General features: G+C 66.8%; 11 protein-coding genes. 9 read left to right on the plus strand and 2 right to left on the minus strand.

Annotated features, from left to right (window positions below):
• Positions 1 to 219 precede the first annotated feature (219 nt).
• The 8 genes from BN13_RS13745 (at position 220) to BN13_RS13775 (ending at position 8,426) form a co-directional block, all read left to right on the plus strand.
• Complete coding sequence (locus BN13_RS13745; RefSeq protein ID WP_157038596.1) at positions 220 to 897, plus strand: hypothetical protein; 678 nt, start codon at positions 220 to 222, stop codon at positions 895 to 897.
• Positions 894 to 1,712 (plus strand): hypothetical protein, encoded by an 819-nt coding sequence (locus tag BN13_RS13750; protein WP_048547753.1) that lies wholly within the window; start codon positions 894 to 896, stop codon positions 1,710 to 1,712. The genes BN13_RS13745 and BN13_RS13750 overlap by 4 nt, the downstream gene beginning before the upstream one ends.
• Positions 1,713 to 1,717: 5 nt before the next feature.
• Positions 1,718 to 2,281 carry a metallophosphoesterase family protein gene (locus BN13_RS13755; protein WP_157038597.1) on the plus strand — a complete coding sequence of 188 codons (564 nt, stop codon included), beginning with the start codon at positions 1,718 to 1,720 and terminating at the stop codon, positions 2,279 to 2,281.
• Between the two features lie 607 nt (positions 2,282 to 2,888).
• Positions 2,889 to 3,389, plus strand: a complete 501-nt coding sequence (locus tag BN13_RS13760) for a hypothetical protein (RefSeq protein ID WP_048547757.1) — start codon at positions 2,889 to 2,891, stop codon at positions 3,387 to 3,389.
• Between the two features lie 231 nt (positions 3,390 to 3,620).
• Positions 3,621 to 4,010 (plus strand): hypothetical protein, encoded by a 390-nt coding sequence (locus tag BN13_RS13765; RefSeq protein ID WP_048547759.1) that lies wholly within the window; start codon positions 3,621 to 3,623, stop codon positions 4,008 to 4,010.
• 38 nt (positions 4,011 to 4,048) lie between these two features.
• Positions 4,049 to 4,171, plus strand: coding sequence for a hypothetical protein (locus BN13_RS20655; RefSeq protein ID WP_268806964.1), 123 nt, complete (start codon positions 4,049 to 4,051; stop codon positions 4,169 to 4,171).
• Positions 4,171 to 4,743 (plus strand): nuclease-related domain-containing protein, encoded by a 573-nt coding sequence (locus BN13_RS13770; protein WP_048547762.1) that lies wholly within the window; start codon positions 4,171 to 4,173, stop codon positions 4,741 to 4,743. The genes BN13_RS20655 and BN13_RS13770 overlap by 1 nt, the downstream gene beginning before the upstream one ends.
• Entirely contained in the window at positions 4,743 to 8,426 is a 3,684-nt protein-coding gene (locus BN13_RS13775) for an FtsK/SpoIIIE domain-containing protein (RefSeq protein ID WP_157038598.1), read from the plus strand. Before BN13_RS13770 ends, BN13_RS13775 begins: the two co-directional genes overlap by 1 nt.
• A 34-nt stretch (positions 8,427 to 8,460) precedes the next feature.
• Here the strand turns inward: BN13_RS13775 and BN13_RS13780 are convergent, their stop codons facing one another.
• Positions 8,461 to 9,651 (minus strand): ImmA/IrrE family metallo-endopeptidase, encoded by a 1,191-nt coding sequence (locus BN13_RS13780; RefSeq protein ID WP_048547769.1) that lies wholly within the window; start codon positions 9,649 to 9,651, stop codon positions 8,461 to 8,463.
• Between the two features lie 62 nt (positions 9,652 to 9,713).
• Here BN13_RS13780 and BN13_RS13785 point away from each other — a divergent pair, with 62 nt between their 5' ends.
• Entirely contained in the window at positions 9,714 to 10,103 is a 390-nt protein-coding gene (locus tag BN13_RS13785) for a hypothetical protein (protein WP_048547771.1), read from the plus strand.
• Here the strand turns inward: BN13_RS13785 and BN13_RS19685 are convergent.
• A partial coding sequence (locus BN13_RS19685; RefSeq protein ID WP_048547773.1) for a hypothetical protein occupies positions 10,100 to 10,330 on the minus strand: 231 nt, incomplete at its 5' end. The two genes, BN13_RS13785 and BN13_RS19685, sit on opposite strands and share 4 nt — an antisense overlap.

Raw genomic sequence — 10,330 nt, forward strand, 5'->3', positions numbered from 1 at the left:
CCCCATAGAGCGGGTGACGTGGGCGGAAAGGGGTGATGTGAGCGAGAAGGGGTGACGTGACAAGACGAGGTAGGGCGTGTCGGGCTTGAACCGACGACCGACGGATTATGAGGTTGTTGGTCGGTGACGACTGAGCACGACAGGATGCGCCTGACAAGCGTGTTTTCGATGCCTTCTGAGCATAGGGCACCGCCTGACTGGCACCCTGTTGTCACCCAGTTGTCACCCAAGCGGGGGCTGGGCGATCGAACCCGGACCGCTGCGCTCACCAAGAACATGCTCGCGAAGATCACCACGACCACTGACGCCAGCGGTCAGGCCGTGACCGTCAGCGCGGTCGCCCTCGACCTGACTCCCGCCGAGATGTTGGCCTGGTACGCCGACGTCAAGACCAAGCGCGCCCCGCAAGGGTGGACCTACCACGTCGCCGACGGCCATGTCGTCGGCACCGGTCCAGGGCAGTGCGGCGAACCGTTGACGGTCTCCACGACCCGTCGAGCAATCGCTGCTCGCCCCCAGCCTCGCCGAGAAGATGGACTGACGTGGACCCTTCGTCAACTCCGCGCCCGCGAAAGACCGCTTATGAACCCCGTCACTGTCGCGAACCACACGTTCGTCTCCTTCTTCTGGGCTGCCTTGCTGCTCAACCTGTCGTGGATCGTCGGCCTGGTGATCTTCTCGCGCCGCTTCGCCGTGCGAATTGCGAACGGCGATATCCGTGTCGAGTCGATCCCGCTGCTGATGCTCACGACGGCTACCAGCGTGGCTGCGGCTTGTGTGGCGTGGGTCGACGACGACAGCCTGGCGCGGACAGTGGTGGTGGTGATCTTGGCGAATGTCGCTATGTGGTCTAGCGTCTACAACTTCCCCATGCCTCCAAAAAGGGCCCCGTCGTGAACCCCGTCTGGATCGCGGCCCTGATCGCGCTGTCCCTGCCCGTCCTGGTCACCTTGACCATGCTCCACAGGTGGCGCAACGGCTACTCCGACCGCCACGTCATCGCCCTCGGCGTCGACGGCGTTCTCGGGTCGGTCGCCCTGGCGACATTGCTGGCCGCGGCGATCGGGCAGGACACCCCTGTCGAAACCAGCCAGCGCTGGGGCGTCGCCGCCGCAGCCGTCCTGGTGTCCGCCATCGCGGCCGGCGTCTTCGTCGCCAGCCAGCCGCCGACCCGAGAGCCCGTTTCCGTCGATCCGACCGAGCGTCGAATCGCCGCAGACGGACTGATTGCCGCCGCCAACGCTCGACTGAGCCACTTCGAGAACGACCTCGGCGCACTGCTGACCGCCCCGCTGCTGGCGGACCCTGGCTACATTCGCCGCAGGACGATCGCCCAATATGCGAGCCTCGTCGCTGACGGTCCCACGATTCTCGCCGATCAAGAGTGGGACGAGGCGCTGGCCGACTACGAAGACAACGCCCGCGCTCTGGTCGGTCATGTCGACAAGGCGATCGCCGAAGCCCTCGACGTCGGTCTCGCACTGAACTCCGACGGCAAAGCGCGACTGATCCGTGCCGCCGCCGCCTTGGTCCCGGTCGCCGAAGACCCCCACAGGACGCCCTTGGAACGGGCCAGCGCACGGCAAACGATCATCCGGCTACTGGACGGGGTCGTCCCTGTCCCGTCGGCGTGGCTCGCGTCTGTGGAGCGACTGGACGTCATCGAGCCCGTCCAGGATGCGCCGCCGTGGGAGAAGCCGCTGCGCTCATAGGCAGCATGAACACGTTCTTCACTTCCGACGTCCACTTCGGGCACAAGCATGTCGCCCGAACCCGCGGCTACACCACCCCTGCCGAGCACGACGCGGCCCTGGCGCAGACGTGGCGGGAACAGGTCGGTCGCGGCGACGACGTGTTCGTCCTGGGCGATCTGACCGTTGGTAGGCAACAAGCCGTCCTGGAATGGCTGGACGAACTGCCGGGAACCAAACACCTGATCCTGGGCAACCACGACGACGGCCACCCGCTGATGCGCTCCTACCGCAGCCGATTCGCCCGACTGACGCAGACGTTCGCGACCGTGGGCACGGTGGGCGTGATCCGCCTGAGCGTCGGCAAGGTCTTTCTGAGCCACTTCCCCTACGAAGGGGATCATGGCCCCGACCGGTACGTCGAGCACCGACTGCGCGACCAAGGGGTTCCGCTGCTGCACGGCCACACCCACGGTCCCGAGCGGGCGACCCTGACCAGCAAGGGCACCGTTCAGGTCCATGTCGGCCTAGACGCTTGGGGCGGACGCCTGGTGGATCAGCGCGAAATCGAGGTGCTGCTGGCGGGCTGATCGGCGGGGGAGACCCGGTGCCGCATAGGGCAAAGAGAACCCCGAGTCCCCCTCCACTCGAAAGACTCGCCGTGTCCTTCTGCATCGGCGCGGCGTGCTCAGCGCCACCGTCGCCGCCACTGCCGCGCACGCCTGCTGCACCGGGGCAAGATGACCGGACGGGACTCGTCCAACGACTACAACTCGTTCGTGGACGACGTGACCGTGCTCTACACCCGCGGCTCCGGCGTCTATTCCTCGGTGGCAGGCGGCAGCAACCGCTTCACGAACGCCACCGTCAACCGGGCGGGCGGGCACGGCTTCGTCGTCGGCTTCGACACCCACGTCCAAGGATGCATCGCGGGAGAATCCGAGTTCACAGGGTTCCACCACTCGCACGGCATGACGACCTCGGTCGGCAAACGTGCCTACTGGTCGGGTGCGCGCGTCGGGAACCCGATCCGCCACGGCGTCGCCCCGATCAGTCGGCTCTCGCCCGGCTTCATGCTGCGCGGCGTGGGGCACCTGGTCCTGACCGGGAATATCTCGCAAAAACAACGGCGGCCACGGCTACTGGATCGACGGGCCAGCCATCGCCGGAGCGGCCCCGCAAGCCAGCGGCAACAACATGATGGTCGGCTGGGCACCGCTGGCCGAAGACCTGTCGATCCTGCCGGGAAGGCTCCCCGTCGTCCAACCTGCCGACCATGTCGGGTTCTATCTCGGCCCCTACGCCAAGGCGGTCCAGATCGCCGGGTCGTCCTATAGCGTCGCGAAACAGGGCACCGACGAATACCTCGGCTACCAGCACCACGCGGTCGCTGCGGCACCCGGATCGCACCTCCCCGTGCCGTCCGGCGACCCAAGCCAGGCCGGGTTCAGCGTCGACATTGTCCACAATGGTCCGCCCGGACGGACCGGCCCCGCGCTGGCACCGTCAGCGGCGAATCTGCCCGTGCCCTACGTGGCCTTCCGGGTCAACGGCGCGACCATTGCCACGACATCGCCGACACGACCAGCGAACCCCGTCGACGGCATGGTTGTCCTCGACCGGAGACTCGGCTGCCTGATCTGGTGGGACGCCACCAAGAAGCGGTGGCGTCGCACCGGCAACGGGGTCGCCGTCTAGCCTCCAAGAGCCTCGGCGAGCACGTCGTCTAAACCGGGCGGGCGGGAATACCCGACAATGAGCCCGTTCAGCCAGAGGGCCAGCGCGCGACGCCCAGGGGCCGCAGGAGGCGGGGCGTACCGGCCATTCGCGGTTGAAGACCCCGAATCCCCGGTTGACAGTGCTGATGTAAGCGTCCATGCCGACATTGAGCGCAGCGGGTCGAGTCGAACTGCTGCGCTCAGGAAGGGCATGGACACCATCGACCTACTCGAAATGTCGTCTCCGTTCGAAACGGAGGACGGTCGGCGCGTCACCGGGCGCATCCTCGGCCCGAGCATCCTGAAAGGACGCTCCTTCGTCGCGCTGGACGACGGCACCGTCGTTGAGGTCGAGCGTCCTCACGCGACGCGCTGGAAGCCTGTGCTGACGGCGACCGCTTACCAGCTAAAGGCACGAACGCTGGTCGTCGCCCGGCTGTACTCGGACGGGGCACCGCGAGGGGAGCACCGCCGATCCTGCCCGAAGGGACGCGAGAGTGGGTTGACCTCCCAAGCCAACCTCGAACGGCTGGTCGAGAAACTGGACAGAAGCCAGAGTCCGTTTTCGCGCGAACGCCTGTGTGCCTGTCTGGACGATTGACGCCGCGATAGTGCGAAACCTGCCGCATAGACCGGGGTATGGCGAAGAAATCTGAACAAGACATCCAGGATTGGCTGGCGGGACCGGGCGCGATCCCCGTCGCCGTCATCGTGGCGCTGCTGGCGATCTCGCTCATCGTCACCGTCATCAGGGCACTCTGATGGGTCGCGTCGCTGGCCGCCCTGGGACGTCTCTCGCGGGCGGCGGCTTGTGGGCTGGTGGCGGGGAGATCGGGCTGCGCCACGGCGCTATCGGCGAACAGTCCACCGCGCACGTCTTGGACACCCTCGCTGGCCGAAGCAAGATCACCGTCCTGCATGACCTGCGGGTGCCGATTCCCGGCCTGTCTATCAACATCGACCATGTCGTCGTTGCGGGCCGGACCGTGCTGCTGATCGACTCCAAACGGTGGCGACCCGGCTTCTACTGGACGGTCAACGACCGGACTCGGATCGGCCTGGTGGATGCCCTCCACGTCGACAAGAAGTCGGTTGCGCTGGCGCACAAGGCGTTCGTCTCCTACCTCGCCTCCACTGACGCCTACGTCCCGACGCCGCTGGTGACAGTGTGGCCGTCCAGAGGGCGAGTGTCGCTGTGGGCCGCGCGGTTCCCCGGCGCGAGGTTGGTGCATGGTCGCCGGTTGGCGCGCGCCGTCAAAAAGGCCGTCAAAGTCGGTCAGAACGCAGACCCGGACATTGTCGCCCGGCTGGTACCGCTGCTGGTGCATCGCTGATGGCTGCTCGACGCACCCGAAACGGCCCCGCCCCGTCCACGATGATCTTCTTCATCATGGCGGCTGTCGCGGCGGTCCCGCTCGCCGCCTGGAAGGGGTATCCGGGGGTTGTCGCGTCATGGGCGCTGTTGATCGTCGGCGCACTCGCCGAGCCGCCGCCGATGATGACGGGGCGCAAGGTCGCGGGCAGGCCGCCCGAACCTGCCGGTCCACACGAAGAACGCGCCGCCACCGCCTACGCGATGTACCGGACCTGGCAGTGGCGCATGTGGACGCCGACCTTCGACTGGGGTCCGGGCTGGCCGATCCGATTGTCTTGGATCGCGGCCCTGTTCGCCGCCATCGCCGCCCTCGGGCTGCCGGTGACCCAGCCGATCTGGGCACTCGGGAACGCCGCCGCCGCCTACCTGCTGACCGTCCAAATCCGGGCCAGCGCCCGCCGCTCCAACCAGAACTGCCCCGGCCTGACGCTGGCGACGTTCCGGCAAGGGCTAAGCCTGATGTCGCTGCTGGCGATCCCCGCCGCGGCGGCCGGCGCAACGCTGGGGTGGTCCCTGCCGGGGATCGTCAAGCGCTACTTCCCCGACGTCCCGTCGCTGTCGGGGCTCTTTCTCGCGATCGGGCTCGGTGGGCTCGGGGCGCTGGCGGGCCTCTACCCGCCCTGGTCGACGGCAGCCCTGGCCGATTGGAGGCTTTTGGTCGAGCGGCGGGCTCTCTGGGGGACGGCGTGGCCTTCGTTGAAGATCGACCCCGCCCCGACCTTGCTGTCGGCGCGTCGCGTCGGCGTGGTCCTGGTCGAGACGTTCACCGCGCCGCCGCTGCTGGGCTGGGACGGGATGCGCGGGAAGAGCAAAGACCTGCCAAGGATGCTCCCTGGGCACGCGGTCGGTCTGATCCCGGTGCCCCAAGAAGTTCAAGGGCAACCCTTGCCGGGGACTATCCACCCCGGCAAGTTCGCTGTCGCCAGTTGGGACTTGGCGGCCCCGCCGTCGCTGACGGACACCGGCCTCGACCCCGACGTCGCGACGTTGGCGGTCAGTGTCGCGTCTATGAAGACGTCGGACCTCACCGGGTTTGCGCCGATGGTGGTTGAGTCGGTGGAGCGGGTCTCGACCGACGATTCCCCGACGGCAGCCTGGCTTGTCCACGGCGGATGGCCGGGCGGTCCGGGGTGGACGTCGGCGCGCGACGGCGGCTGGGACGGGACATTCGGCGACTTCGCTTCGGCGTCCGCCATCATCAACCACCGCGACGACTCTGCTCCGCTGTATGTCGGCGATCTCGACGGGGCGGAGCTGGAAGACGACGCGCTACAGACCTTGCTGTCCAATCTCGCCACCGAGTATTACTGGAAGGCGCGGTGGGCCGACGTTCTCAAACAAGGGGTCAACGATCCCATCATTCAGCACGCTCAGAGCCGAGACCTGACTTACGGCCAAACGGTGATCCATCGGGCAGTGTTCTGCGTCCGGACGGGGGCAGACCCGAGCGATCACACGAACTCGGCCACCGAGAAGAAGATGTCGACGTCGATCCAGAACGTCCCTTTCGTCTCGATCGCCCACTTCACGATGCCGCGCCGCGGCGTGGTCGGGGAACGGCACGCTTCGGCGTTCACGGTCTCGTACAGTCCGGGACACCTTCCTTCCTCGCCCGACCGCGTGGCCGATCACGGCGAAGCCTCACGGGTCATCCTGACCGGTCACGTCAACACCGCATTCGACGCCGCCCGACTGGCCCGACCGGAAGTCATCGGCACGGAATGCTTGACGTTCAGCGCCGCCACCAACTCCGGCAACGCCATGTGGCGCATCGACCTGCGCCTGGTTGGCGGCGTCACCCTCGCCGATGTCCGGGGCGGTCTCGAAAGGATGCGGGTCGGCGTGAACACGCCGTGGATAGCCGTCGACGTCCACCCGTCCGGGTGCAGTCTCTATGTCGGTGTCCGGCCCGACCGTGCTCGCTACGCCAAGCCCACGACCGAGAAGACCATCACGCGACTGGTGTGGGATTCCGCCTGGCTGGCTGCCGCCGTTCGCGGCGCGGAAGCGAAGACGCCCTCCCTGCAAGAGTCGGTGTCACTGCCGAAAAACCCCGCTGTCAGCAGGTTGACGTTCCGGCTGCCGACGGGGACATCCATGCCGGACATCGTCAAGGCGCTACCAAAAATGCGCACCGGCACCGGCAACGCCTTCGTGGAGATCGACCGGGAGCGGTCGACGGCGGACAACCTGACGCTCATGGTGAGCCGGGAAGACCCGATGCCGAAGCGCGTCGGGATCGACCCCGACGAGTTTGACGGGTCGACCAACTTCCCGCTGGCCGTCGGCGCGACCGGAGAATCCGAGTTCTGGTCGTTGTCCGATTCCCCGCATATCGCCGTGGTCGGGCAGTCTGGTTCCGGAAAGACGGGCGCTATGGCCGCGCTGTCGATGGGCGTGCTGATGGCCGGATTCGACCTCATCATCATCGACCCGATGAAAAGCTGCGCCGACTTCCGCTGGGCGCAGCCGTGGACCCTGGCGATGGCCCCGGACTTGCCAACGGGGTCGGCGGCGATGCGTTGGGTTATTGGCGAGGTCGATCGACGCAAGACTCTCAACTCGACGCACGGTGCTCGCAGTTACCTCGAACTGCCCGAAGACATTCGACCCAAGCCGATCGTGGTGATGATCGACGAGTTCACGTCTCTGATCGAGAAGACGGTGGTGGCCCGAACCCCAAGTGCCGACCCGGAAATGGAGATGGAGCGACAAAAGGCGATCGCCAGCAACCTGCTGACCGACGACATCGGTTCTATCGCGGGTCGAATCTCTCGCGAAGCTCGGTCGGCAGGTGTCCACCTGGTCATCGGCGGCCAGAAGTTGCGGACGACCGACTTGGACAAGATTCCCGGCGGCGGCACCTTGAAAGTCTCGCTGGCGCGGGTGCTGCTCGGCTCGACGTCGGACGGCGATCGCCGCAGTGCGCTGCGAGCCCCCGACGCCGCCCCCCTGCTTGACGGGGCGATCCCGATCGGACGCGGCGTCTACGAGCCATCTAACGGATCGGGGCGACTCATTCAGGTCCGTTACGAAGACCCCGACGAACTCGCTGCCCGAATCGCCGCCGTCCGGCAACCCGCCGCCCCCCTCGACTTGACGACGTTCACCCGAGCCCCCGTTGACAGCAAGCCGCTCGTCCAAGAAGTCGACATGGGAGCCGAACTGTTTGGCGGGACCGTTGAGGAAGTCGACGCGGGCGCGGGCGTCGAGTTCGACCTATCCGAGTTCGACCTATCCGAGTTCGAGTTCACCCTCGACGACACCGACAATCCTACGGAGGAAGACGTGCCCGACAGCCCCGCCCCCATAGAAGCCGACGACCCGTCCGCGGGCGAGTTCGCGGTTGACGAGACGCCGGACTGGGTGACCGACATCGCGCTGGCCGAAGAGTCGTTCACCTTCGACGATCTTGTCCCCGACGACGACGACGACGACGACGACGACGACGACGACGACGTCAGCGTCCCGTTCTCGCTGGACGACCTTTTGATCGACCAGGACGCCGATTGGGCGATGACGCCAGCGGCAATCGAGAGTGACGACTGGTCGATGCCCACGACGTCGCCAGCGGTTGCTCGCAACGATTGGACTGCGACGCCGCCGCCACTTGACGCTGACGACGACTGGTCGCTGGTCTAGCGGGGACCGTGCAGAAGGAGCCGCCGTCAGTCCTCTAGGCGGTCGTTTTGGTTCTGGGCCGAGTCGTCTTTCGCGCCGTAGGCTTGCGCCGGGCAGCAGGCTTGCGGCGCGGACGGTTCGGGTCGGGAACGTACTTGTCCGCGTCGGTCTCGGTGATCTTGCGGAACGCCGTCGACGCTTTCGCCATCGCCTTCGTGATGACGGCCTTGTCCCCCTTCGACCAGGACGCGATGTACCCCGCCGCGAACGATCCGGCCTCCTTGGGTTCGCGCCCCAGCGCCCGCATCGTCATGTAGGCCGCCGCCTCCGCTTCGGTCTCCATGCGGCCCCGATGCTCCGCGTAGTCTTCGGTGCCGTCGACGTGGCCGCAGTGAATGTGGCCCAGCTCGTGCGCGACAACCCCGATCTTGACGGACTCGGGCAGCCACTCGGCGACCGCAACCTTCTTCGACTTCGGGCTGGTGTACCCCAGACGTCCCGCGTAGTCGCCGGGGCGGGCCATGCCGGTCTCGATGCCTTCCTCGTGGAAGGTGTAACCGGCCTCCGCGACTTTTCCGGTGAGGAAGGTGTAGGCCCCTCCCTCCGGTTCGACCGTGGTCGGCCTGAACAGGTCTTGCTCCGGGATCGGGTCGCCGGTCGTCTGACAAGCGTCGAACTTGGCCTGGCCGGTGAAGCCGACCGTGGCGTACCGGGACTCTTCCTCGCCCGTCTCCTTGTTCGTTGAGGTGTACTTCCTGGTGACCGGGGCGAGAATCCAGACGGCCTTCGCGCCCGCGCGAGGGTGGCGGTTGAACTTCGTCTTCCAGTCGTGCGCCGACATCGCCATCAAGTGGCTGGGGGCCTCAGCCAGCGCGTCCTCGTCGGCTTCATCTCGGGCACGCCATCCTTGAAAGGTTGCAAGAATCTGGTTGCCGAACGACCACTTGCCAATCCGGTTGGCCGCCGTCAACTCTAAGAACCGCGCAAGCTGCCCCGACTCCACCACTTGCGCAACAGCGTCGTGCAATTCGGCCTCGATCGCCGCCGCGCGAACGTCGCGGTCGGTCTCGGAGAACTTCGTGAAGATCGGCGAGAGACCACCGCGATCCATGCCGTCGACGGGCGCTTCTGGCGAGTTGAAGTCAACCGCCGACTCGTCCCGCGGCTGCGTTCCGAACTTCCCGTCCGGGTTGCGGTGCTTCTCTCGGGCCGAAGCGGCGGACGGCGAAATGGCGGTGGCAGTCATGCCTATATTGCGGGCGGGGACGCAGCCGGCCGCCGCGGCCGACCCCAAGGCAAAGAACAGTTATGGCGGCCTCGAAGACCAAAAAGCCGGTGGCCTACGTGACCGGAGACGCCCCCCTGGCCGAGATCGCCGCCGCCGTGGCCACCGCCATCATGCGGACCGAGAAGGCGCGCTACTGGTCGCAAGTCGGCCCGCTCGACGGCAAGTACGCCCTGACCCCGCATCAGCAGTACGCCGTCGAGCAGTGCGCCAACATGCTTTCCTACTTGCGGGGAGCCGACCCGGATCAAGGCCGGGAGCGCATTGCGGTCGGCGTGTGCCCGTCCTGTCACAAGTGGCTGCTCGTCGGTTCCCGGAGCACGCCCACCAAGTGCAGCCTGACGATGGGGTGCTCCGGCAAGCCCAGCAAAGTCTCAGCCGCGAGAATCCAACGCCCCGACGATGCCAGTTAGTCGGCAGCGCCCCGGCCTCGAAGCCCGAGCGCGGCGTCGATCAACAAGGACAGCGTCCGCCGATCAATCAGCCCTTGCGCTTCCCCGTCGACGAACCACTGCGGAAGCCCCGACGCACGGGCGGCAGGCTCGGCAACCTGCTTGCCGTTGACGTACCAGGACTTGGACCCGCTAGCCCACTCGACGGCAGGAAGACCACCGTCACGGTGGAGCTTGCCGTTGACGTA

The sequence above is a fragment of the Nostocoides jenkinsii Ben 74 genome (assembly GCF_001046875.1).
Lineage (GTDB): Bacteria > Actinomycetota > Actinomycetes > Actinomycetales > Dermatophilaceae > Nostocoides_A > Nostocoides_A jenkinsii.

Coding starts and splice junctions, on each gene's coding strand:
- BN13_RS13755 (WP_157038597.1), top strand. CDS start 1,718: ATGAACACGTTCTTCACTTCCGACGTCCACTTCGGGCACAAGCATGTC.
- BN13_RS13760 (WP_048547757.1), top strand. CDS start 2,889: ATGATGGTCGGCTGGGCACCGCTGGCCGAAGACCTGTCGATCCTGCCG.
- BN13_RS13765 (WP_048547759.1), top strand. CDS start 3,621: ATGGACACCATCGACCTACTCGAAATGTCGTCTCCGTTCGAAACGGAG.
- BN13_RS20655 (WP_268806964.1), top strand. CDS start 4,049: ATGGCGAAGAAATCTGAACAAGACATCCAGGATTGGCTGGCGGGACCG.
- BN13_RS13770 (WP_048547762.1), top strand. CDS start 4,171: ATGGGTCGCGTCGCTGGCCGCCCTGGGACGTCTCTCGCGGGCGGCGGC.
- BN13_RS13775 (WP_157038598.1), top strand. CDS start 4,743: ATGGCTGCTCGACGCACCCGAAACGGCCCCGCCCCGTCCACGATGATC.
- BN13_RS13780 (WP_048547769.1), bottom strand. CDS start 9,651: ATGACTGCCACCGCCATTTCGCCGTCCGCCGCTTCGGCCCGAGAGAAG.
- BN13_RS13785 (WP_048547771.1), top strand. CDS start 9,714: ATGGCGGCCTCGAAGACCAAAAAGCCGGTGGCCTACGTGACCGGAGAC.